Here is a 24,045-nt window from a genome sequence, read left to right as displayed (position 1 = left end):
AAGCGTGGCGCGCCAGCTACACAGCCTTCGGCCCGAGCGTTGGGAGGAGTCGCGCAAGCCGCTGTGAGCGGCGAGCGGCCGGAATTCGGCGCTGTCGGCGCGCGGATGGTCTACTTGAACTTTGCGAGGCGCCGCCTACGGCGCCATCGGGGGCTGGATCTTGTAGTTGCCGGGGACGCCTGCCGGCTTCGGGCATGAGGGCCTGAAGTCGCATGCGACGCAGGTCGAGTCGTCAGAGCAATTGGCGTCCCATTGCTGGCGGATGGTGCCCGACATCACCTCCTTGGCGATGTTGGTCTCGATCTGGAGCACGACATTGTCGAAGGCCGCCAATGATCGGTCGATGCTGGTAGGAGTCACGGCCACCACGCGCAACGCCCTACGAACTCGGAATTCGCGAGACAGGTTGCCACTTGCCACGCCCGGCTGCCACAGATTCAGCACGTTGTAGTCCGGCGAACCTTTGGAAGGCATCGGCTTGAGCGTGCCAGCCTTGAATTCGGCCGCCATGCCGCGCATATCGTCCTCATTGGGCAGCAATTCGTTGACGTACAGAAGGATGCCTGCAACAACCTTCTTGGCATCTGGTCTGCGCTGGCGTAGCCAGCCGTACGTCTGGATCTGCCAGTCATGCTGCTGCCAGTACCCGTGCGGGTCTTGGCTCTCCGGCGGGCGCGCGGCGCCTTTGTAATCGACGATTACCTCGTACTCACCCGGCGGAGTGATCCCTTGCGCCTTCAGCTCCGATTCGATCGCCGAACGGATGATGTTGTCGGCCGGGACCGTGCTCATTTTGATGGCAGTCAGCACGTCCACAACGCCGGTGAGACCGTACCGCTGCGCACGCAAGGCAACGTTGGCGCCACCGGGCAGCAACTCACGCGACCCGGTGAGGGGTTCTTCTGCGTACTCGACGAGTGGGAAGAGATGCGGCCCGATCAGATTGATCGCCTGCGCCACACGCTCGTAGGCGGACCGTCGCGCCGCAGCGTTTCGTGCTGACTTGCCTTGCACCGCCAGCGTGTTCTCGACGCGGCGCCCGATCTCTCCGATGTCGTTCTCGGCGAGGCCAAGGTCGTCCTGCCGTGTTGCCCACTCAACAGGCGTGAAAGGCCACGGGAACTTGTACTCATGAGCCTTCCAGATGGTGTACGCCATCTCCAGGACGCCGTGCACAAACTCACCGAACCAGAGCTGGACTGGGCGCGCAGGAGGCAATGCGCTGCCATTCTGGTAGCGGTACTGCCTCGCACAGCGCATGTAGGAGAGCAGATCCCCAGTGAGGCTGTAGTCCGGGATTTGTTTGTTCTCTTCGCGAGCGCTCAACTTCATGGCGTGTCCTCAAATCAGACGCAAGGGGTGCAGTTCCGGCTCGGCTGGATGACCTCGCTTCAGCGCTGGGTTGTCTCGGCGCCAAGTCCACGTGCCGTCTCTTCGCCAGCAAAGTGCCACGTTCGGGATCTTGCCGACGTACTGCATGCACTGCGGAGTCCCGACGAGAACAAGGACATGCTTGGGCCGGCTGTACGCAACGTAGTAGAGCCGCATCAGGTCATCGAACGTGCGATCCAGCTTCTGCCGCGCCGTTCTGAAGGGGCCAATTGGGGTGTGCGGGGCGAAATAGTCCTCCATCTCTGCCTGGGCACTCGCACTGCGAGGAAAGCGCCGGAAGGCTTGCTTCGCATGATTGGTTCTGAAATCCGAACCGACGTCCACGATCACAACGGGAAACTCGAGTCCTTTCGACTGGTGGATCGTCATGACGTTGGCCCGGCTTCTCGGGAGGGCGTACAGAAGATCCTCGTCGACATCGATTTCGCGCAGGGCGAGGGGCGCCAGGACGTCGCTGAAAACGGCATTGGCGCTGCGGCCGTTGTGAACATCCGCGTCCGCCTTTGTGGATGGCAAGTTCAGGATGTCCAAGTTGTACTTCGAGTAGTTGCCACCTTGAGCGATGCAGCGCGTGATTGCTTCCAGGTAGATCTGGTGCTCAGGATCGTCCTGGAATTCGGGCATCCATGCGATCAACTTGTACACCAAATCAAGCAAGGGCCACTCCTCGGGCCACTTCTTGTTCGACCCCTGAGGCGTGCGCGTCTTCCATGCACGCACGAAGTGGTGAAGCCCGCGAGTTCCAGTATTGGGTGCCGGATTAGTGCCGATGAACTGTCGAGCGTCTTCACGCCAACCTGAGATGATCTCCTTCGCTTTGTTGGTCATGTGCATGACCATGTGACGATCATCTGTCTCGTCCACGCACTCCGCGACGAGGCCGAGCAGCACTCGGACGTTCGGGATGTCGCGCAGATCTTGACCGCGAGGGTTGAAGACACCCAAACCACGCCGCTCAAGTTGATCCCGCAGGAAGTGCGGCAATCTCGGCTCTCCAGTTTCCTTGAACTCGCGCACCGTCGACGAGAGCAAGAGCGCGTCTCCCAGAGCTCCCCACTTCGGGTCTCGTTCAATCTTCACGTTGGTGCCGGGGATCGTGAACCCGCCGCCCGCGAAGATGTCGTGCAGCATGGCAGCCAGATCTTCGGCAATCTCCGTGGGTGAGTCGCGAAACAGTCCGAGAACAGGAATGTCTTCGCTGGGCTGCGTATGGACGACAACCGGCTTCCCGGCGACGCGCGCCGGCGCGAAACTTGGATCGCCTGCGGCAAATTGGTTGAAGAAGTTGACGATCTCTGGGGATGATCGGTAATTGCGCATCAGGTTCAGCAACCGCGGAGCGGTTGGCGACACCTGCTGCTGGTAGCGTGTGGCGAAGTTGGTGAACAGCTCGACCGTTGCGCCTCGGAATCGGTACAAGGATTGATCGTCGTCGCCAACAATGGTAAAAGCCGCCCCCGATCGTTTGGCGAGTTCCAGGTAGATCGCCTCCTGAATCGGGTTCGTGTCTTGGTACTCGTCGACAAGCAGTGCGCGAATCCTTGGCACCGACGGGTTGGGGTAAAGGGTGCCGGCCGTAGCCGCCTGCAGGATTTGCTGGGCGCAGGTGGAGAAGTCCACCATGCGCTGCTTGTCCAAGTACTCGAGATACCGCTTGAACAGGTCGTACTGCATCTGTTCTGCAGTAAGGCCCTTCTCTCCCGGGGTGGTGCCGGCCTTGACCCACTGGTCAATGTCAACCAAGTCTTGAATCAGCCTATTCGTTAGCTCGAACGACTTATCCGCGGCATCTGCCACGGTCCGCGGAGCGTCGCCTCCATTGAATTGACCCAAGTACTCGAAGAACGGTGACGGCGGGCTCCCAAACGGCGCGGCTTGAATCGCTCCGCCGAAGATCCTGCGGCGGAAGATGAACTTCGCCGCAAACTGTTCGAGCATGATGCGGTTTGGCTCTCCAACGGGCCGGATTGCGCGCAGCCAGTCCTGCAGGAAGCTGTCCAAGGTTCCTGTCTGGAAAGAGTTGATGTCGATCCGATGCAGTCGCTGGACCAGCAAGGCGTCGGAGTGCTTCGCCTTGATGAAGTGCGCAATGAGCCGGGTGCCCCAGTCGATGAGACGGTCTCGCAACTCGCCAGCGGCCTTCCGAGTGAACGTGGTGACAAGGACGTTTTCTGGCTCGTATCCGTCGACCAAGACGTGCCGAAGCGCACGAAGGACGAGCACTGTGGTCTTGCCGGAGCCTGGCCCGGCCACGATCATCAAGGCTGGGTCGCGACCGTGCTTAACCGCCTCGATCTGCTCTGGATTGAGCTTCTTGTCCAGGACCGCCGGGTTGACCGCGGCTGCGAGGAACTCGCTGATATCGATCACGTCTCTTCCCCCAAGAACTACGGTGGCTTAGAGCCGGTGCAGATCATCCTACATATCACCTGCAGCGACTACGGCACGGACATGGGCGGGAGGACGCATCAAGGGCCAGAACACTGCAGGCGACTCCACCAGTTCCGTCTGCAGGCGCCCTAGTAGTTAACCGGAACGCACAGATCGACTGCCTACAGCGGGTAAGCCGAAGCACTCCGTCAGAGGTGGCGGGCTCGAAGTCACCCGCCAACAGCCACTCGGTCAACACATGCGATCGGCGATGTCGCTTGGAACTCCGCACGCCTTGCGGGCTCCTGTCTTGAAGTTGGCCTGAGACGGCTCGCAACGCGTAACGGCCATCCGACTGCGCACACCGGTCTGAGACGCTCAGATTCGGGCGTCACCGCGCAAAAATAGGCACGGCGGACGTTCCCTTGCAAGCGACATCAGGATGTGCGTTGATTCGCACCGCTTTCGAATGCCTACATGGCGCCTACACGGCGCACAGAAAGCAAAAGGGCCCAGCGTCCGCTGGGCCCTAAGTGCATGATTTTATTGGTGGCCTGGGGCGGAATCGAACCACCGACACGCGGATTTTCAATCCGCTGCTCTACCAACTGAGCTACCGGGCCGTGAGCCGGTGATTATAGCAGTGCGAAGGGTGCGTTCCTCGCCGGGAGAGTGCCCTCACCCCAACCCTCCCCCAGAGGGGGAGGGAGCAAGACAGGTTACGCCGCCGACCGATCGCGCTTGCCGCGCGACAGGTCCACGCCCAGCTGCTTGAGCTTGCGGTACAGGTGCGTGCGCTCCAGTCCCGTCTTCTCCGCCACGCGCGTCATCGAGCCGCCTTCCTTTGCCAGGTGGTACTCGAAGTAGCACTTCTCGAATTCGTCGCGGGCGTCGCGCAGCGGCTTGTCGAGTTCGAACACCTGGCGCGCCTGCGGGCCCATCTCCACCGCGGCGGGGATGGTCTGGCCGCCGGTCATGGCGGCTTCCACCGTCAGTTCCTGCACGGGCATGGGCACCACGCCGGCCATGCCGGGCTTGCGCAGGGGCGTGACCGTGGCCGCCGGGCCGGCGTTGCGGGCCAGCCCCGCCTCCACCGCCTTCAGCAGCTTCTGCATCGTGATCGGCTTCTCCAGGAAGGAGTGCGCGCCGATCTTGGTGGCCTCCACGGCCGTCTCGATCGTCGCGTGCCCGCTCATCATCACGACCGGCATCGTGAGCAGTCCGGTCGTGGACCACTCCTTCAGCAGCGTCACCCCGTCCGTGTCGGGCATCCAGATGTCCAGCAGCACCAGGTCGGGCCGCACCCGCTGGCGGGCCGCCCGGGCCTGCGCCGCGTTCTCGGCGAGTTCGACGGTGTGTCCTTCGTCATTGAGGATCTCGGAGAGCAGGTCCCGGATCCCGAGCTCGTCGTCCACCACCAGTATGTTTGCCATCGCCCTCTCTGCTTGCGAACCGTCACGGGGTGAAGGTCGCGTTGTTAACTTGCAACTCCAAATGATAACGACACTTGTGCGCCCTGGATCACGCCATCGCTGGTCCGGTTCTTCAGATCGATGCGGGCGCCATGCTCATCCGCGATTTTTTTCACGACGGCCAGTCCCAGGCCCGTGCCCTTGGCCTTGGTGGTCACGTACGGCTCGAAGGCCCGCTTGAGGATGTGCTCGGGGAATCCGCTGCCGTTGTCGTTCACCAGCAGGCGCACCCGCCGGGTCGCCTCGCTCCACTGCGTCCGGATCACCACCTCCGGCCGGGCGCGGCCCTCGGTCGCGTCCTGGGCGTTCTGGAGCAGGTTGTGGATCACCTGGCGCAGCTGCTGCGCATCGCCCAGGATCCGCGGGCAGGCCGGGTCCAGCTCCACCCGCACCGGCACCTGGGCCGGGCCGCGGGCGGCGTCGCCCTCGCGGGCGTACAGGTGCAGCACGTCGTTGACCAGGGCGTTCAGGTCCACCGGCTTCAGTTCGGCCGCCGGGAGGCGCGCGTAGTCGCGGAACTCGTTGACCAGCCGCTTCATCGCGTCGACCTGGTCGACGATGGTGTGCACCGACTTGGTCAGCACCGCCTTTTCCGGGTCGGGCAGCTTGGCCGCCAGCTTCATCTCCAGCCGCTCGGCCGACAGCTGGATCGGCGTCAGCGGGTTCTTGATCTCGTGGGCGAGCCGGCGGGCGACCTCGCCCCAGGCCTGGGCGCGCTGGGCCGAGACGATCTCCGAGATGTCGTCCAGCACCAGCAGGCGGGCGCCGCCGGGCATCTGGGCGCCGCGCGCGACCAGCGTCACGATGTTGGCCTGCGCGTCGGCCGCGCGGGTGGTGTTCAGCTCGAAGGGCTCCTGCCAGTGGTCGACGATCTGGGTCTCGGTCAGGAACTCGTCGAACCGCTGCTGCACGGCCGTCCCGAAGGGCTCGATGCCCGGAACCTCCGCCAGCGCGCTGCCCTGGTGCTCCTCCAGCGGCAGCTGCAGGATGCGCGAGGCGCCCGGGTTGGAGGCGAGGATGTGCCCCTGCTCGTCCAGCACGATCACGCCGGCCGTGAGGTTGTCGAGGATGGTCTGCAGGTTGGCGCGCGCCGCGCTCACCTGCTCCATGCTGCGCTCCACCGCCGCGCGGGCGTCGGCCAGCTGCTGCGTCATCTCGGCGAAGGAGCGGGTGAGGCCGCCCAGTTCGTCCTTGCCCTGCAGGGCCAGCTTGGGCGAGAGGTCGCCGGCCGCCACTTCGCTCACGCCCGCGGCCAGCAGCAGCAGCGGCCGCGCCAGCTGGTTGCCCAGCACGATCGCCAGCAGCACGGCGCCGAAGACCGCGAGGAACAGGCTCAGGGTCAGCGTACCAATGTACATGCGCCGCAGGCCCTCGCGCGCCAGCGCCCGCTCCTGGTATTCGCGGTTGGCTTCCTGCACGGCGATGGCATTGGCCACCAGCGCCGGCGGGATCACGGCCGTGGCCTGCAGGAAGCGCGACTCGGCCAGCAGCCCCAGGCTGGGCTGCGGCACGCCCACGATCGCCTTGATGCGCGCGTTGCTCGTGGCCACGATGCCCGGGTCGTCCAGGCCCTCGATCACCGTGAAGGCGCGCTGGGTCCGCGCGGTGCGCAGCTGCTGCTGCGTGGGCCGTTCGGGGTTGAGCTGGAAGCGCGACTGGCCGGCGCTGGCGATCATCTGCCCGTTGGCGCTCCACAGCACCACGTCGACGGCCCCGAGCTGGTCGCGGATGCGCTCCAGCGCCAGGCCCGCGGAGGCGTCGGAGGTTTCGGCCAGCTGCCCGGCGGCCGCGCGCGTCTTGTTGGCCAGGTCGCTGGACAAGGTGTCGAGCGTCGTGCGTCCCAGGTTCAGGCCGGCGTCCAGCGCGCCTTCCACCTTCACGTCGAACCAGGTCTCGATCGAGCGCGAGACGAACTGGTAGGACACCACGTAGATCAGCACGCCGGGCACCAGCCCCACCAGCGCGAAGATCGCCGCGAGCTTCACCAGCAGGCGGCTGCCGAACTTGCCGCGCCGCAGCCGCGAGGCCAGGCGCACGAACACCCACAGGATTACCGCCAGCAGCACGCCGGCCACCACCATGTTCAGCGCGAACAGGCGGCCGTAGTTGCGCTCGTAGAACTCGCGGTTGTTGGTGGCCTGCGTCAGCAGGAACATCAGCACGATGCCGATGCCGATGGCGACCGCCACGCCGACCACGATCGCCCAGCGCCAGGCGCTGGAGCCGGCGATCAGCTTGCGCGGCGGGCCTTCGGGCGGGCGGGGCAGGTTCACCGCGACGGCTCGAAGACCAGGCGCTGGTTGCGCACGGCCAGGATGATCCAGTCGCTCTGGCCCACGGCGCCGATCTGGAAGGGCCGGGGCAGCTGCGACATGTCCAGCCGGAAGCGGAAGTCGATGGTGTGGCGCGCCTCCGGGTCGATGTCGTTGGCGTCGGCGATGCGCCAGCGCGCGATGCGCTGGATGGCCGCCAGCGCCTCCTCCTCGCTGTCGAAGTTCTGCCCCAGCACGATGCCCGAGCTGCCGATGGGCGCGGACGAGACCTGCAGGCGCCAGCGGCGCGTCAGCGGCTGGTACGACAGGCGCATGTGGCGCACGGCATGGGCGACGCGCTTGTCATACCAGTACCAGCGGTCGCGGTAGATCGAGGCCTCCGCCACGAAGTACATGGCGATCCCCTTTTCCAGGGCGTCCTCCACCACCTGCGGCAGCTCGAAGCGCACGGCCGCGCTCAGGAGCACGCCTTCCTCCGTGCGCTCCACGTGCAGTTGCGTCACCTCGGCGGAGTCGCCCTGGGCGCGGGACAGCGGCCCGCCGGCGAAGAAGAGCAGGCAGGCGATCACCCAGCACCAGGCCCCCCGCTCAAGCATCCTGGCGGGCCGGTGCATCCAGTGCACTCTTTTGCAGCACCGCGTAGAAGAAGCCGTCGTGCTCACCCTCTCGATTGTCCCGGACGGCCCCGGGGTCGGCCGCGTCGCGGGGCCATAAATGGCCCGGCCCGGGCCGCAAAACCGCCGTGTTGTTGTGCGCAAGAAACGCCGCGATCTGCCCCTCGCCTTCGGCCCGGAACACCGAGCAGGTGCAGTACACCAGCCGGCCGCCCGGTTTCAGCAGCGGCCACAGCGCAGTGAGCAACCGCTTTTGCTGCTGGGCAAGCTGGGCGACGTCCCCTTCGCGCCGCAGCCAGCGCACGTCGGGGTGGCGGCGCACGACACCGGAGGCGGTGCAGGGAGCGTCGAGGAGGATGGCGTCGAAGGCCTGGCCGTCCCACCAGGACGCGGTGTCGCCGGCGTCGGCCGCGCGCACTTCGGCGCGCAGGCCCAGGCGCTGCAGGTTCTGGTGGATGCGCTCGCAGCGCGCCGGGTCCACGTCCAGCGCCAGCACCTGCGCCTGCGGGGCCAGCTCGCAGATATGCGCTGTCTTGCCGCCCGGAGCGGCGCAGGCGTCGAGGATGCGCGCCGCGGGCGGCAGGCCCGGCACCAGCAGTTCGGCGGCGAGCTGGGCGCCCGCGTCCTGCACCGACCAGAGGCCTTCGGCGAAGCCGGGGATGGCCTCGACCGGCCGCGCCCGCTCCAGGACGAGGCCGTGCCCGCCCACCGGCGTGCTGGCTACGTGGGCCGCGGCGAGCAGCTCGCGCAGCGGCTCGCGCGAGATGCGGTGCGTGTTCACGCGCAGCGTCATCGGCGCCGGTGCGTTGTCGGCCTCGAGGATCCGCTGCCAGCGCTGCGGCTGCTCCTGCTGCAGCAGGGCGATCCACCAGCGCGGATGGTTCCAGCGCGCCACGGGCTCGGCGTCGGTCTGGGCCACCAGCGCCTCGCGCTCGCGCAGGAAGCGGCGCAGGCAGGCGTTGACGAAGGCCTGCTGCGAGCGCGCGTCGCGCGAGCGCTTGGCCGCTTCCACGGCCTGGTCCACCAGCGTGAAGGGCGGATAGGGCGCGTCCTCCTCGCGCCAGGCGAGCGCCAGCGCCGTGCACAGCAGCGCGTCGGCGGCCGGCGGCGGCGCCCGCCTGGCGAGGCGGCGGCGCAGCGCCTCGGCGCGTCCGAGGTGGCGCAGCGCGTGGAAGGCGAGCGCCTGGGCGCCCGGCCGCACCGTGCTGTCGACCCGTGCCAGGGCCGGCGTCGCGGATTCGCCCCGCCGCACGGCGGCGATCACGTCGGCGGCCGCCTGCAGCTGGCGCCAGAGCGGGATGGGGGTCATGCCAGCATGTCGGCCCAGATGTTGCGCGCCCAGGCGAAGCCGATCGCGCCTTCCTGCGCGCTCGGCGCCTCGCTCAGGCCGCCGGCGTCGTGCACCGGCAGGAAGGTGCGCTGGGCCGCGTCCCAGGCGTGGACGCTGGCCACGTGCATCGCGCGGTGGTCGTCCACGAAGGTGTAGCAGGTGTTGGTGAGCATGGGCGCGGGGTTCGCGGGCCAGCCGGCGAGTTCCGCGACGATGGCGGCGGCCGCGACCTTGGCCTGGCTGTTGGCCATGTGGCCGCTCTTGGGCATGGCCGGGGCGATCTGGATGGAATCGCCCAGCACGTGCACGTCCTTCGCCACCTCGGACTGGAAATCCTGGAAGTGCACGCCGCACCAGCGGTGGTTGGCCAGGTTGTTCAGGCCCGCCTGCACGGCGATGCGGCCGGCCCGCATGGGCGGCAGCGCGTTGATGACGTCGGCGCGCTCGTCCTCCTGGATCTCGAACTTCACCAGGCCCGCGCGCGCGTCCACGGCCACCGTGTTGTACTGCGGGCGGTAGTCGATCATCCCGCGGTACTGCTCTTCCCAGACGCGCCGGAACAGCGCGCCCTTGGAAGTGATGTCGGGGTTGGCATCGAGGACCAGCACCTTGCTGCGCGGCTTCGCGCGCTGGAAGTACCAGGCCGCCTGGCAGGCGCGTTCGTAGGGCGCCGGCGGGCAGCGGTAGGGCGCTTCCGGGATGGTGATGACGAACACGCCGCCATCGGGCATGGCCTCGAGCTGGCGGCGCAGCACGGCCGTCTCCTCGCCCGCGTGCCAGGCCTGCACGATGCGGCCGGAGGCGTGCGCGGCGGCGAGCCCCTCGACGCGGTCGAACAGCAGTTCGACGCCGGGCGAGACCACCAGCTTGTCGTAGGCGAGCGTGTCGCCGCGCGCCAAGCGCACCTGCTTGCGTTCGGTGTCGATCGCGGTGGCGTGGTCGCGCACGACCCGCACGCCGTGGCGGCGCGCGAGCGCGTCGTAAGGCGTGGTGATGTCGGCCAGCCGGCGGCTCCCGCCGACGACCAGGTTGGACAGCGGGCAGGACACGAAGGCCCCGTTGGGCTCCACCAGCACGACGTCCACGCGCTGCCGCGAGAACAGGCGCAGGTACTTCGCGGCGGTCGCGCCGCCGTAGCCGCCGCCGACCACGACGACGCGCGCGCGGCGCCCGCCCGCCGTGCTGGCGCAGCCGGCCAGCCCGAGCAGGCCGAACGCGGAGGCGGATTGCAGCAAGCCGCGGCGTCGCATCGTCATCGCTCCTGCGCGGCGAAGAAGTCCGCCAGCTGCTGCAGCTGCGCGTCGCTGAAGCCGCGGGCCAGCTGGGTCATCACCGTCGCCGGCGCGGTGCCGGCCTGGAAGGCGCGCAGCTTCGCCAGCATCTCGTCGCGCGGCATGCCCGCGAGCGCGGGGATGCCGGAACCGGGGATGGCATGGCCATCGGTGCCGTGGCATTGGGCGCAGGTCGCGGCGAGCGAGCGGGTGTAGAGCGCCTGCTCCTGGGCGTGGGCCGGGCCGGCCACGCACGCGCAGGCAAGCAGGATGCGTAGGCTGGCGGTGAGGCGCAAGCCGAACCCCAGCACGTCGCCGCGCACTCCGCGGACCGCTGGGGTTCCTGCGTCACCCCAGCCTACGAGGGAGAGTCGGACCCTCGTCACACCCGCGCCCGCAAACCGCGCGCGGGCTGGAACCCGAACAGCCACGCCAGCAGCGCCGCCGGGAACTGCGCGATCGCCTCGTTGTAGCGGACGACCGCCGCGTTGAAATGCTCGGTGGCCGCCTGCGCCATGCGAACGAGCTGCGTGCGCTCGCTGCTGAAGTTCTCCGGCAGCCGCGGGCCCGCGAGGTCGTGCGCGTCGTCGCGCTCGGCGCGGTCCCACGCCATGGAGAGGACCTCCTGCGCGGAGCCGAGGGCCGCGATGCGTTCGGGGTCAAGCGGCCGCGCCTTCGCCGAGGCGAGGGAGGCCGCGAGCTGCGCCGCCGCGCCCTGCAGGCCGCCCCAGAAGGCGCTGCCGCCGGCGAACTGCGAAGGCGCCTGCTCCTCCTCGGGCGGGATGCATTCCTGCACCAGCTGCACCTGCCGCGTCAGCTCCGCCTCGAGCGCGGCGAAGGCGGCATTGGCTTCGGCGCGCAGGCGCACCAGCCGGTTGTAGGCGCCGACCGCCCAGAACACGGCGAACGCTGCGATCACCCACGGAAGGAAGGAGGATGTCTGCATGGGCCGGATGAAAAACGGGCGCCACCCCGTCAAGGGTGGCGCCCGCAGTGTAAGGCCCTCGCGCGCTTATTCGGCGGCGGTCGTGCCTTCGTTCGTCTCGGAGGCGCCGCCTTCCGTCACGCTGGCCAGTTCGGCCGCCTCGGCGTCGGCGATGGCGCGGCGCTCGGCCTCGTCCATCTGGTCCTTCGCCTTGCGGGCGGCGTGGTAGGCCATGCCGGTGCCGGCCGGGATGAGGCGGCCGACGATGACGTTCTCCTTCAGGCCGCGCAGCTCGTCGCGCTTGCCCATGATCGCCGCCTCGGTCAGCACGCGCGTCGTTTCCTGGAAGGAAGCGGCGGAGATGAACGAGTCGGTCGACAGCGAGGCCTTCGTGATGCCCAGCAGCAGGTTGCTGTAGGTCGCCGGGATCTTGCCGTCCGCGCGCAGGCGGTCGTTCGTGTCCAGGATCTCGGACCGCTCGACCTGCTCGCCGGCGATGTAGTCGGACTCGCCCGGGTTCTCGATGATCACGCGGCGCAGCATCTGGCGGACGATCACCTCGATGTGCTTGTCGTTGATCTTCACGCCCTGGAGGCGGTAGACGTCCTGCACTTCATCGACGATGTAGCGCGCCAGTTCCTCCATGCCCAGCAGCCGCAGGATGTCCTGCGGGTCGGCCGGGCCGTCGACGACGGATTCGCCCTTGTTGACCACCTGGCCTTCGTGCACCAGGATGTTCTTCTCCTTGGGCACGAGCTCCTCCCACACCTTGCCTTCGGGGTCGGTGATCTGCAGGCGGATCTTGCCCTTGGTCTCCTTGCCGAACGACACGGTGCCGGTCATCTCGGCCAGCACGCCCTTGTCCTTGGGCGAACGGGCCTCGAACAGCTCCGCCACGCGCGGCAGGCCGCCCGTGATGTCGCGGGTCTTCTGCCCTTCGACCGGGATGCGGGCCAGCACTTCGCCGGGGCCCACGTCCTGGCCGTCGCGCACCTGCACCAGCGAGCCGACCTGGAAGGCGATCGTCACCGAGTGGTCGGTGCCGGGGATCTTCACCTCGTTGCCGGAGGCGTCGACCAGCTTCACCTGCGGGCGCACCACCTTGGCGGAGCCGCGGCGCTTCGGGTCGATCACGACCAGCGTCGACAGGCCCGTGACCTCGTCGACCTGCTTGGCGACCGTCAGGCCCTCTTCCACGTTCTCGAACTTCACCTTGCCGGCGAATTCCGTGATGATGGGTCGGGTCAGCGGGTCCCAGTTGGCCAGGATGGTGCCGGCCTTGATCTGCTGGTCGGCCTTCACCGTCAGCGTGGCGCCGTACGGCACCTTGTGGCGCTCGCGCTCGCGGCCGTGCTCGTCGTGGATGACGATCTCGCCGGAACGCGAGATGACGACCAGCTCGCCCTTGCTGTTGGTCACGTAGCGCATCGTGGGGTTGAAGCCCACGACGCCGGCGGACTTGGCTTCCACGCTGGAGGCCACGGCGGCGCGCGACGCTGCGCCGCCGATGTGGAACGTCCGCATCGTCAGCTGCGTGCCCGGCTCGCCGATCGACTGGGCGGCGATTACGCCGACCGCCTCGCCCACGTTCACCAGGCCGCCGCGGCCGAGGTCGCGGCCGTAGCACTTGGCGCACAGGCCGAAGCGGGTGGCGCAGTTCAGGGCCGTGCGGACCTTCACTTCGTCCACGCCCGCGGCCTCGAGCTCGTCGATGCCGTCCTCGTCCAGGATGCGGCCGGCCGGCACGATCACCGCGCGCGATTCCGGATGCACCACGTCCTCGGCGGCGACGCGGCCCAGGATGCGGTCGCGCAGCGACTCGATCACTTCACCGCCCTCGACGATGGCGCGCATCAGCGCGCCCTCGGAAGTGCCGCAGTCCTCCTCGGTCACGACGAGGTCCTGCGTCACGTCGACCAGGCGGCGCGTCAGGTAGCCGGAGTTCGCCGTCTTCAGCGCCGTGTCCGCGAGGCCCTTGCGGGCGCCGTGGGTGGAGATGAAGTACTGCAGCACGTTCAGGCCTTCGCGGAAGTTGGCCGTGATCGGCGTCTCGATGATCGAGCCGTCCGGCTTGGCCATCAGGCCGCGCATGCCCGCCAGCTGGCGGATCTGGGCGGCCGAACCGCGGGCGCCCGAGTCGGCCATCATGTAGATGGAGTTGAACGACTCCTGGTCCACTTCCTGGCCGTTGCGGTCGGTGACCTTCTCCTTGGCGAGCTGGGCCATCATGACCTTGGACACCTCGTCGCCGGCCTTGCCCCAGATGTCGACCACCTTGTTGTAGCGCTCGCCGGCGGTGACGAGACCCGAGACATACTGCTGCTCGATCTCCTTCACCTCCTTCTCGGAGCGCTCGATGATCTCCTTCTTCTGCGGCGGCACAAGCATGTCGTCGATGGCGATCGAGATGCCGGCCTTGGTCGCGAGGCGGAAGCCGTTCTGCAGCAGCTTGTCGGCGAACACCACCGTTTCCTTCAGGCCGCACTTGCGGAAGGAGATGTTGATCAGCTTGCTGATCTCCTTCTTCTTCAGCGCCTTGTTCAGCACGCTGAAGGGCAGGCCCTTGGGCAGGATCTCGGACAGCAGGGCGCGGCCGGCCGTCGTGTCGAACAGCTGCGTGTTCGGCACGAATTCACCGGTGTCCTTGTCCTTGGTCCATTCGGTCAGGCGCACGCTCACCTTGGCGGTCAGCTCCACCTCGCCGGCTTCCAGCGCGCGCAGCACTTCGGCCACGTCGGCGAAGACCATGCCTTCGCCCTTGCCGTTGGTGCGCTCGCGGGTCGTGTAGTACAGGCCCAGGACGACGTCCTGCGAGGGGACGATGGACGGCTCGCCGTTGGCGGGGAACAGCACGTTGTTGGAGGCCAGCATCAGCGTGCGGGCTTCCATCTGCGCTTCCACGGACAGCGGGACGTGCACGGCCATCTGGTCGCCGTCGAAGTCGGCGTTGAACGCCGCGCAGACGAGCGGGTGCAGCTGGATCGCCTTGCCCTCGATCAGGATCGGCTCGAAGGCCTGGATGCCCAGGCGGTGCAGCGTCGGGGCCCGGTTCAGCATGACCGGGTGCTCCTTGATCACCTCTTCGAGGATGTCCCACACGACCGGCGTGCCGGCCTCGACTTCCTTCTTCGCCGCCTTGATGGTGGTGGCGATGCCCATGGCTTCCAGGCGCGAGAAGATGAAGGGCTTGAACAGCTCCAGCGCCATCAGCTTCGGCAGGCCGCACTGGTGCAGCTTGAGCGTCGGGCCCACCGTGATCACGGAACGGCCCGAGTAGTCGACGCGCTTGCCCAGCAGGTTCTGGCGGAAGCGGCCGCTCTTGCCCTTGATCATGTCGGCCAGGGACTTGAGCGCGCGCTTGTTGGCGCCGGTCATCGCCTTGCCGCGACGGCCGTTGTCCAGCAGCGAGTCCACCGCCTCCTGCAGCATGCGCTTCTCGTTGCGCGCGATGATCTCGGGCGCCTTCAGCTCCAGCAGGCGCTTCAGGCGCGAGTTGCGGTTGATGACGCGGCGGTAGAGGTCGTTCAGGTCGGAGGTCGCGAAGCGGCCGCCGTCCAGCGGCACCAGCGGACGCAGGTCCGGCGGCAGCACGGGCAGCACTTCCATGACCATCCAGCTGGGCTTCATGCCGGACTTCTTGAAGGCCTCGAGCACCTTCAGGCGCTTGGCGTTCTTCTTGACCTTGACTTCGGAGCCGGTCAGGTCGCCGCGCAGCTTCTCGATCTCGATGTCGAGGTCGATGCCTTCCAGCAGGTCCTTGATGCCCTCGGCGCCCATCTTGGCGACGAACTCGTCACCGTACTCCTTGCGCTTCGCGTCGTAGTCGTCCTCGGACATGATGCCGAACTTCTTCAGCGGGGTCATGCCGGGGTCGGTGATCACGTAGGCTTCGAAGTACAGCACGCGCTCGATGTCGCGCAGCGTCATGTCCAGCACCAGGCCCAGGCGCGAAGGCAGGGACTTCAGGAACCAGATGTGCGCGCAGGGCGCGGCCAGGTCGATGTGGCCCATGCGCTCGCGGCGCACCTTGGTCTGGGTCACTTCCACGCCGCACTTCTCGCAGATCACGCCGCGGTGCTTCAGGCGCTTGTACTTGCCGCACAGGCACTCGTAGTCCTTGATCGGGCCGAAGATCTTGGCGCAGAACAGGCCGTCGCGCTCGGGCTTGAAGGTCCGGTAGTTGATCGTTTCCGGCTTCTTGACCTCGCCGAAGGACCAGGAACGGATCTTTTCCGGCGAGGCGATGCCGATGCGGATCGCATCGAAATGCTCTTCCGGCGTGAACTGCTTGAACAGGTCGAGTAGCGATTTCATGTAACTCTGTCCTTCCGATTAAGACCGTTCCAGCTCGATGTCGATACCGAGCGAGCGGATTTCCTTCACCAGCACGTTGAACGACTCGGGCATGCCGGCGTCGATGGCGTGCTCGCCCTTGACGATGGACTCGTACACCTTGGTGCGGCCCTGCACGTCGTCGGACTTCACGGTCAGCATCTCCTGCAGCGTGTAGGAAGCGCCGTAGGCTTCCAGCGCCCACACTTCCATCTCGCCGAAACGCTGGCCGCCGAACTGCGCCTTGCCGCCCAGCGGCTGCTGCGTGACCAGCGAGTACGGGCCGGTCGAGCGGGCGTGCATCTTGTCGTCCACCAGGTGGTGCAGCTTCAGCACGTGCATGTAGCCGACGGTCACGGGCCGCTCGAAGCGGTCGCCCGTGCGGCCGTCGCACAGCCACGCCTGGGTGCGCGTGGGCGTCAGGCCCTTCACCTTGGCGATCTCCTCGGGGTAGGCCACCTGCAGCATGCTGCGGATTTCCTCTTCCTTGGCGCCGTCGAACACCGGCGTCGCGAAGGGCACGCCCTTGGACAGCTGGCCGGCCATCTCGAGCACGTCCTGGTCGGACAGCTCGTCGAGGGCTTCCTTCTTGCCCGAGGTGTTGTACAGCTTGTCGAGGAAGGCCCGGATCTCGGCCACGGCCGCTTCCTTCTGCAGCATGTCGCCGATGCGCTGGCCGATGCCCTTGCCGGCCCAGCCCAGGTGCACTTCCAGCACCTGGCCCACGTTCATGCGCGAAGGCACGCCCAGCGGGTTGAGCACGATGTCGCACGGCGTGCCGTCGGCCATGTAGGGCATGTCCTCGACCGGGACGATCTTGGACACGACACCCTTGTTGCCGTGGCGGCCGGCCATCTTGTCGCCGGGCTGCAGGCGGCGCTTGACGGCCAGGTAGACCTTGACCATCTTCAGCACGCCCGCGGGCAGCTCGTCGCCCTGCGTGAGCTTCTTGCGCTTCTCCTCGAACGCGAGGTCGAAGCTGTGGCGCGTCTGCTCCAGCGAGTTCTTGATCGACTCCAGCTGCGAGGCGATGTCGTCCTCGGCCGGGCGGATGTCGAACCAGTGGTACTTCTCGATGGAATCGAGGTAGGCCTTGTCGATCTTCGCGCCCTTGGCCAGCTTCTGCGGGCCGCCGTTGGCCTCGCGGCCGTTCAGCAGCTTGGCGATCCGGTCGAAGGCGTCGGCCTCGACGATGCGCAGCTGGTCGTTCAGGTCCAGGCGGAAGCGCTTCAGCTCGTCGTCGATGATCTGCTGGGCGCGCTTGTCGCGCTGGATGCCCTCGCGGGTGAACACCTGCACGTCGATGACGGTGCCCTGCGAGCCCTGGTCGACGCGCAGCGACGTGTCCTTCACGTCGGAGGCCTTCTCGCCGAAGATCGCGCGCAGCAGCTTCTCTTCCGGCGTCAGCGTGGTCTCGCCCTTCGGCGTGACCTTGCCCACCAGCACGTCGCCCGGCTGGACTTCGGCGCCGACGTAGATGATGCCGGACTCGTCCAGGCGGTTCAGCTGCTGCTCCGACAGGTTCGGGATGTCGCGGGTGATCTCTTCCGGGCCCAGCTTGGTGTCGCGGGCCATCACCACCAGCTCCTCGATGTGGATCGAGGTGTAGCGGTCGTCGGCGACGACGCGTTCGCTGATCAGGATCGAGTCCTCGAAGTTGTAGCCGTTCCAGGGCATGAACGCGACCAGCATGTTCTGGCCGAGGGCCAGTTCACCGAGGTCCGTCGAGGCGCCGTCGGCGATCACGTCGCCCTTGGCGATCTTGTCGCCGCGCGCGACGATGGGCCGCTGGTGGATGTTGGTGTTCTGGTTGGAACGCTGGTACTTGATCAGGTTGTAGATGTCCACGCCGACTTCGCCGGCCTGGGCTTCCGCGTCGTTCACGCGCACCACGATGCGGGTGGCATCGACGTAGTCGACCACGCCGCCGCGGGTGGCGGTGACCACCGTGCCGGAGTCGACCGCGGAGACGCGCTCGATGCCGGTGCCCACGAAGGCCTTCTCCGGGCGCAGCACCGGCACGGCCTGGCGCTGCATGTTGGCGCCCATCAGCGCGCGGTTCGCGTCGTCGTGCTCCAGGAAGGGCACGAGCGAGGCGGCGACCGAGACGATCTGCGCCGGCGACACGTCCATGTACTGGATGCGGTCGGCGGACACGAGGATCGATTCGCCCTTCTCGCGCGCCGACACCAGGTCGCCGGTCAGGCGGCCTTCGGCGTCCAGGGCCGCGTTGGCCTGGGCGATGACGTACTTGCCTTCCTCGATGGCCGACAGGTAGTCGATCTCCATCGTGACCTTGCCGTCGCGCACGCGGCGGTACGGCGTCTCGATGAAGCCGTACTCGTTCAGGCGGGCGTACAGGGCCAGCGAGTTGATCAGGCCGATGTTCGGGCCTTCCGGCGTCTCGATCGGGCACACGCGGCCGTAGTGCGTGACGTGCACGTCGCGCACCTCGAAGCCGGCGCGCTCGCGCGTCAGGCCGCCCGGGCCCAGGGCCGAGACGCGGCGCTTGTGCGTGATCTCGGACAGCGGGTTGGTCTGGTCCATGAACTGCGACAGTTGCGACGCGCCGAAGAACTCCTTCAGTGCCGCGGAAATCGGCTTGGAGTTGATCAGGTCGTGCGGCATCAGCGGTTCCTGCTCCGCCTGGCCCAGGCGCTCCTTGACCGCCTTCTCGATGCGGGCGAGGCCGGTGCGGTACTGGTTCTCGGCCAGTTCGCCGACGCAGCGCACGCGTCGGTTGCCCAGGTGGTCGATGTCGTCGACTTCGCCGCGGCCGTTGCGCAGGTCCACCAGGATCTTCACCACGGCCAGGATGTCGTCGTTGGTCAGCACCATCGGGCCGGTGCTTTCGTCACGGCCGACCTTGGCGTTGAACTTCATGCGGCCCACGCGCGACAGGTCGTACGTATCCGGGTTGTAGAACAGGCGCTGGAACAGGGCCTGCACCGCGTCCTCGGTCGGCGGCTCGCCGGGTCGCATCATGCGGTAGATGGCGACGCGGGCGGCGAACTCGTCGGCCGTCTCGTCGATGCGCAGCGTCGTCGACATGTACGGGCCCTGGTCGAGCTCGTTCGTGTAGATGCACTGGATTTCCTGGATGTTGGCGGCGCGCAGCTTCTTCAGCAGCGCTTCCGTCAGCTCGTCGTTCGCCTTCGCGATGATCTCGCCCGTGTCGGGGTCGATGATGTTGCGGGCGACCACGCGGCCGACCAGGAAGTCTTCCGGCACGCTGATGTGGGTGGTGCCGGACTGCTCCAGCTCGCGCGTGTGGCGGGCCGTGACGCGCTTGTCCTTCGGCACGATGACCTTGCCGGACTTGTCGGTGATGTCGAAGCGGGCGACCTCGCCGCGCAGGCGTTCGGGCACGAACTCGAGCTGCGCGCCGCTGTCCATCAGGCGGAAGTTGTCGTTGACGAAGAAGTTCGCCAGGATGGTCTCCGGCGTCAGGCCGATGGCCTTCAGCAGGATCGTCACCGGCATCTTGCGGCGGCGGTCGACGCGGAAGTACAGCACGTCCTTCGGGTCGAACTCGAAGTCGAGCCAGGAGCCGCGGTAGGGGATGATCCGGGCGGAGAACAACAGCTTGCCCGAGCTGTGCGTCTTGCCCTTGTCGTGCTCGAAGAAAACGCCGGGCGAGCGGTGCAGCTGGGACACGATCACGCGCTCGGTGCCGTTGATGATGAACGAGCCCTTGTCCGTCATGAGCGGCACTTCGCCCATGTAGACTTCCTGCTCCTTCACCTCCTTGACCACCTTGGACTGGGGCGTGGAGGACTCGCGGTCGTAGATGATCAGCTGCACCTTGGCGCGCACGGCCGAGGCGTAGGTGAGGCCGCGGGTCTGGCATTCGCGCACGTCGAACGCCGGCTTGGCCAGGTTGTATTCGATGAACTTCATCTCCACGAACCCGTTGTGCGACACGATCGGGAAGGCGGAGTCGAACGCGGCCTGCAGGCCTTCGATGGTGCGCTTCTGTGGCGCGACGTCGGCCTGCAGGAAGGCGGTGTATGCGTCCTTCTGCATCTGCAGCAGGTACGGAACTTCGAGCACGCTGTCGCGCTTGCCGAAGCTCTTGCGGATGCGCTTGCGTTCGGTATAGGAATAGGCCATGAGATCTCCGGGCTAGGTCTCTTCAACTGTCGCGCCCCATGCACGGGGGGCAGTCTTGGCGGGCTGGCCACTACCAGCCTTGGCGGACGGCGCCGCGTTGCACGGCGCCCGAACCAAGCAGTCTTCTGCAGTCGGATCAGAAAACACTTCAAAAACTCCCCTTGCTGGGGCGCCTTTGAGCTGTCCTCTGGAACGGCAAAGGCTGGAGGCCCTTTCGGACGCTCCAGCCTCGGCAACCAGGGCGAATTACTTGAGTTCGACCTTGGCGCCGGCTTCTTCCAGCTTCTTCTTGGCGGCTTCGGCGTCGGCCTTGGCGATGCCTTCCTTGACGGGCTTCGGCGCGCCGTCGACCAGGTCCTTCGCTTCCTTCAGGCCCAGGCCGGTGATCTCGCGCACGGCCTTGATGACGGACACCTTGTTGGCGCCGGCTTCCAGCAGCTGCACGGTGAACTCGGTCTTCTCTTCCGCGGCCGGGGCGGCGGCGCCACCGGCACCACCGGCGGCCGGGGCGGCCATGGCGGCGGCGGACACGCCGAACTTCTCTTCGATGGCCTTGACCAGGTCATTGAGTTCCATGACCGACATGCTGTCGAGGGCGGTCAGGAAGTCGTCTTTGTTGAATGCCATTTTGAACTTTCCGAAATAAGTTGGTGATGCGTGGGGCTGCTGTGCCGGCGCTTACGCGGCGGCCGGGGCGGCAGCGCCCTCTTCCTTTTTCTTCGCCAGGGCGCCCAGCACCACCGCGGTGCGGGAGATGGGCGACATCAGCAAGCCGCAAAGCTGGGCCAGCAGCACTTCCTTGCTGGGAATGCTGGCCAGCTGCTTCACGCCGTTGACGTCCAGGGCCTTGCCCGCGAACGCGCCGCCGCGAATGACCAGCTTGTCGTTGGTCTTCGCGAAGTCGGCCACCACCTTGGCGGCGGCCACAGCGTCCACGGAGAAGCCGTAGATCAGCGGACCGGTCATCTGGTCACCGACGACTTCGAACTGGCTGCCCGCAACGGCGCGGCGGGCCAGGGTGTTCTTCAGAACACTCAGGTTCACGCCAGCGCCGCGCGCGGCGACGCGCAGCTTCGTCATGTCGGCGACCGTGATGCCGCGGTATTCCGCCATCACCAGCGTTTGAGCTTGAGCGGCGAGCGCGGTCACTTCACTGACGACCGCTTCCTTCTCACTGCGATTCAGACTCAAGGTCTACTCCTTCCAATTGCGCTCGGGATCGCTCCCTTGCGCGCCCTTGTTCAGCGACCAACTGTCCTCGGAAATCTCGCGAAATCTTTCAGTCAGCGGGATCGCCATCTGCGTTGGCTTCCTTGCGATTAAGAGGCCCGTGCCTCGCCAACGGTCTTGGATGGCCCGCCGGTCGCCCGGCGGCCCACCACCGGCCGGCTGCTCGCGCAACCGGCCAATCTCTTACTGTCCTTGCTGCGCCGTGACGGTCTGCGTGTCGACGCGGACACCCAGGCCCATCGTCGACGACACCGCCACCTTGCGCAGGTACACACCCTTGCTGGTCGCCGGCTTGGCCTTGTTCAGCGCGTCGATCAGCGCCACCAGGTTGCCCTGGAGCTTGTCGGCGTCGAAGGAACGGCGGCCGATCGAGGCGTGGATGATGCCGGCCTTGTCGGCGCGGAACTGCACCTGGCCCGCCTTGGCGTTCTTCACCGCGGTGGCCACGTCGGGCGTCACGGTGCCGACCTTCGGGTTCGGCATCAGGCCGCGCGGGCCGAGGATCTGGCCCAGCTGGCCCACCACGCGCATGGCGTCCGGCGCGGCGATCACCACGTCGAAGGGCATGTCGCCCGCCTTGACCTTGGCGGCCAGGTCGTCCATGCCGACGATGTCGGCGCCGGCGGCCTTGGCCTCGTCGGCCTTGGCGCCCTGGGCGAACACGGCGACGCGCTTGGTGCGGCCGGTGCCGTTGGGCATCACGACCGCGCCGCGCACGACCTGGTCGGACTTCTTCGGGTCGATGCCCAGCTGCACGGCCACGTCGATGGACTCATCGAACTTGGCGGTGGCGGCTTCCTTGACGATGCCCAGGGCGTCCGCCAGCGGGTACAGCTTCGTGCTGTCGACCTTGCCCTCGAGGGCCTTCTGCTTCTTCGTGAGCTTCGCCATGATCAGAGGCCCTCCACCGTGATGCCCATGGAGCGGGCGGAACCCGCCAGGGTGCGGACGGCGGCGTCCACGTCGGCGGCGTTCATGTCCTTCAGCTTGGTCTTGGCGATCTCTTCCAGCTGCGCGCGGGTGATCTTGCCGACCTTGTCGGTGTGCGGCTTGGCCGAGCCCTTGTCCACCTTGGTGGCCTTCTTGATCAGGACGGTCGCGGGCGGCGTCTTGATGATGAAGGTGAAGCTCTTGTCCGCGAAGGCGGTGATCACCACCGGCAGCGGCAGGCCGGGCTCGACGCCCTGGGTCTGCGCGTTGAACGCCTTGCAGAACTCCATGATGTTCAGGCCGCGCTGGCCCAGCGCGGGGCCGATCGGGGGCGACGGGTTCGCCTTGCCGGCCGGGACTTGCAGCTTCACGAAGCCGACAATCTTCTTTGCCATCTGATTTCCTTGCGGGTACGAACGCCTTGCGGCTCCCCGGGGTTACGGCTCGTTGGTTCGCGTCGAGCCTTTTGACGCGTCAGGTCTTCTCGACCTGCGAAAACTCCAGTTCCACGGGCGTGGCGCGACCGAAGATCGTCACCGACACGCGGACCTTGCTCTTCTCGTAGTTGACTTCCTCGACCGTGCCGTTGAAGTCGGTGAACGGGCCGTCCTTGACGCGCACGTACTCGCCCACCACGAATTCGACCTTGTGGCGGGGCTTCTCGGTGCCCTCTTCCATCTGGCCCATGATCTTCGCGACCTCGTCGTCGCTGATCGGCGCGGGGCGGTTCTTGGCGCCGCCGACGAAGCCGGTCACCTTGTTGGTGTGCTTCACCAGGTGCCAGGTGTCGTCGTTCATCACCATCTGCACCAGCACGTAGCCCGGGTAGAAGCGGCGCTCGGAGGTGCGCTTCTGGCCGTTCTTGATCTCCACGACTTCCTCGGTGGGCACCAGGATCTCGCCGAACATGTCCTGCATGCCGGCGCGGTTGATGCGCTCGCGGATGTTGCGCTCGACCGCCTTCTCCATCCCGGAGTAGGCGTGCACGACGTACCAGCGCAGGTCCGGGTTGACCGGCTTGGCCGGGGTCTCGGAGGGCTGCTGGCCGTCGGCGGCGGCGTTCTCGATTTCGCTCATTACTTCTTCCACCCCAGGATCAGGTCGTAGAACACCCACTCGAGGGTCTTGTCGGTCAGCCAGAGGAACAGCGCCATGATCACCACGAAGCCGAACACGTAGGCGGTCATCTGGATCGCCTCCTTGCGCGTCGGCCAGACGACCTTCTTCACTTCCCGGACGGAGTCGCGGGTGTAGCCGATGAACTCCTTGCCCGGCTCGGAGGTCAGGAACACGACGACCGCGGCGGCCAGGCCGATGATCAGCGCGCCCCACTGGGCCACCGGTCCCTGCTTGCCCAGGAGGTAGAAGCCGGCCACCGCCGCGATCGCCAGCACCACGGCGGCGCCCATCTTGGCCTTGTCGGCTCCGGTGGAGACGGTTTCAACTTGCGTACTTGCCATTTGGCCGGCTTTTCCTGCTTCGAAGAACGCGCCGTTTCAGACGCTGAAGCCCGTCCGGGGACGGGCTTGGTGGGTGGTCGCCACTCAGGTGGCAGGGGCAGTAGGAATCGAACCTACAACCTTCGGTTTTGGAGACCGACGCTCTGCCAATTGAGCTATACCCCTCCGGAAACCAGTTCTGGGGAACCCGGCATTATGGCCGATTCCCCATAACCCCGCGGAGTCGAAGCACTTTCCGTGCCCCGCCCCGCGGATGGCATCACTCCATGATCTTGGCGACGACGCCGGCGCCGACGGTGCGGCCACCCTCGCGGATGGCGAAGCGCAGGCCTT

Annotated in this window: 18 protein-coding genes and 2 tRNA genes; all 20 read right to left on the bottom strand. The window is 66.9% G+C overall.

The annotated features are described in order from the left end of the window. Positions 1-135: 135 nt before the first annotated feature. Positions 136-1,332, bottom strand: coding sequence for a PD-(D/E)XK nuclease family protein (locus tag ACY0MJ_RS21665; protein WP_462640631.1), 1,197 nt, complete (start codon positions 1,330-1,332; stop codon positions 136-138). Positions 1,333-1,341: 9 nt separating this feature from the next. After that, the gene (locus ACY0MJ_RS21660) at positions 1,342-3,762 is read right to left on the bottom strand and encodes a UvrD-helicase domain-containing protein (RefSeq protein WP_462640630.1); all 2,421 of its coding nucleotides are present in this window, start codon (positions 3,760-3,762) and stop codon (positions 1,342-1,344) included. A 547-nt stretch (positions 3,763-4,309) separates the two neighbouring features. Beyond that, positions 4,310-4,385: transfer RNA gene (locus ACY0MJ_RS21655), tRNA-Phe, on the bottom strand. 96 nt (positions 4,386-4,481) lie between these two features. Next, positions 4,482-5,195, bottom strand: coding sequence for a response regulator (locus tag ACY0MJ_RS21650; RefSeq protein ID WP_462640629.1), 714 nt, complete (start codon positions 5,193-5,195; stop codon positions 4,482-4,484). 44 nt (positions 5,196-5,239) lie between these two features. Then, positions 5,240-7,507 carry a sensor histidine kinase gene (locus ACY0MJ_RS21645; protein ID WP_462640628.1) on the bottom strand — a complete coding sequence of 756 codons (2,268 nt, stop codon included), beginning with the start codon at positions 7,505-7,507 and terminating at the stop codon, positions 5,240-5,242. Continuing rightward, positions 7,504-8,103 carry a DUF4390 domain-containing protein gene (locus ACY0MJ_RS21640; RefSeq protein WP_462640627.1) on the bottom strand — a complete coding sequence of 200 codons (600 nt, stop codon included), beginning with the start codon at positions 8,101-8,103 and terminating at the stop codon, positions 7,504-7,506. Before ACY0MJ_RS21640 ends, ACY0MJ_RS21645 begins: the two co-directional genes overlap by 4 nt. Further along, positions 8,096-9,430, bottom strand: coding sequence for a 16S rRNA (cytosine(967)-C(5))-methyltransferase RsmB (rsmB, locus tag ACY0MJ_RS21635; RefSeq protein WP_462640626.1), 1,335 nt, complete (start codon positions 9,428-9,430; stop codon positions 8,096-8,098). Before rsmB ends, ACY0MJ_RS21640 begins: the two co-directional genes overlap by 8 nt. Further along, positions 9,427-10,701: an FCSD flavin-binding domain-containing protein gene (locus ACY0MJ_RS21630; protein ID WP_462640642.1), complete on the bottom strand. Its 1,275-nt coding sequence runs from the start codon at positions 10,699-10,701 to the stop codon at positions 9,427-9,429. Before ACY0MJ_RS21630 ends, rsmB begins: the two co-directional genes overlap by 4 nt. A 2-nt stretch (positions 10,702-10,703) precedes the next feature. Further along, a complete protein-coding gene (locus ACY0MJ_RS21625) occupies positions 10,704-11,033 on the bottom strand; it encodes a c-type cytochrome (protein WP_462640625.1) in 330 nt (109 codons plus the stop codon). A gap of 71 nt (positions 11,034-11,104) precedes the next feature. Beyond that, positions 11,105-11,668 carry a LemA family protein gene (locus ACY0MJ_RS21620; protein WP_462640624.1) on the bottom strand — a complete coding sequence of 188 codons (564 nt, stop codon included), beginning with the start codon at positions 11,666-11,668 and terminating at the stop codon, positions 11,105-11,107. Between the two features lie 66 nt (positions 11,669-11,734). Beyond that, a complete protein-coding gene (rpoC, locus tag ACY0MJ_RS21615; RefSeq protein ID WP_462640623.1) occupies positions 11,735-15,961 on the bottom strand; it encodes a DNA-directed RNA polymerase subunit beta' in 4,227 nt (1,408 codons plus the stop codon). 18 nt (positions 15,962-15,979) lie between these two features. After that, positions 15,980-20,092 (bottom strand): DNA-directed RNA polymerase subunit beta, encoded by a 4,113-nt coding sequence (rpoB, locus tag ACY0MJ_RS21610; RefSeq protein ID WP_462640622.1) that lies wholly within the window; start codon positions 20,090-20,092, stop codon positions 15,980-15,982. A gap of 246 nt (positions 20,093-20,338) precedes the next feature. Beyond that, entirely contained in the window at positions 20,339-20,719 is a 381-nt protein-coding gene (gene rplL, locus ACY0MJ_RS21605) for a 50S ribosomal protein L7/L12 (RefSeq protein WP_462640621.1), read from the bottom strand. 51 nt (positions 20,720-20,770) lie between these two features. Next, the gene (gene rplJ / locus ACY0MJ_RS21600) at positions 20,771-21,283 is read right to left on the bottom strand and encodes a 50S ribosomal protein L10 (protein WP_462640620.1); all 513 of its coding nucleotides are present in this window, start codon (positions 21,281-21,283) and stop codon (positions 20,771-20,773) included. A gap of 222 nt (positions 21,284-21,505) precedes the next feature. Further along, positions 21,506-22,213 (bottom strand): 50S ribosomal protein L1, encoded by a 708-nt coding sequence (gene rplA, locus ACY0MJ_RS21595; protein WP_462640619.1) that lies wholly within the window; start codon positions 22,211-22,213, stop codon positions 21,506-21,508. A 2-nt stretch (positions 22,214-22,215) separates the two neighbouring features. Beyond that, positions 22,216-22,647 carry a 50S ribosomal protein L11 gene (gene rplK, locus ACY0MJ_RS21590; protein ID WP_462640618.1) on the bottom strand — a complete coding sequence of 144 codons (432 nt, stop codon included), beginning with the start codon at positions 22,645-22,647 and terminating at the stop codon, positions 22,216-22,218. A 79-nt stretch (positions 22,648-22,726) separates the two neighbouring features. Next, positions 22,727-23,329, bottom strand: a complete 603-nt coding sequence (gene nusG, locus ACY0MJ_RS21585; protein WP_462640617.1) for a transcription termination/antitermination protein NusG — start codon at positions 23,327-23,329, stop codon at positions 22,727-22,729. Next, positions 23,329-23,712 carry a preprotein translocase subunit SecE gene (secE, locus tag ACY0MJ_RS21580; RefSeq protein WP_462640616.1) on the bottom strand — a complete coding sequence of 128 codons (384 nt, stop codon included), beginning with the start codon at positions 23,710-23,712 and terminating at the stop codon, positions 23,329-23,331. The genes nusG and secE overlap by 1 nt, the downstream gene beginning before the upstream one ends. Positions 23,713-23,801: 89 nt before the next feature. Further along, positions 23,802-23,877 (bottom strand) — tRNA-Trp (locus tag ACY0MJ_RS21575). A 94-nt stretch (positions 23,878-23,971) separates the two neighbouring features. Further along, the coding region (locus ACY0MJ_RS21570; protein WP_462640641.1) for an EF-Tu C-terminal domain-related protein at positions 23,972-24,045 on the bottom strand (74 nt) is incomplete at its 5' end.

The sequence above is a fragment of the Ramlibacter sp. bp-362 genome (genome assembly GCF_054956735.1).
This window is presented reverse-complemented; position numbering and strand designations above follow the sequence as displayed.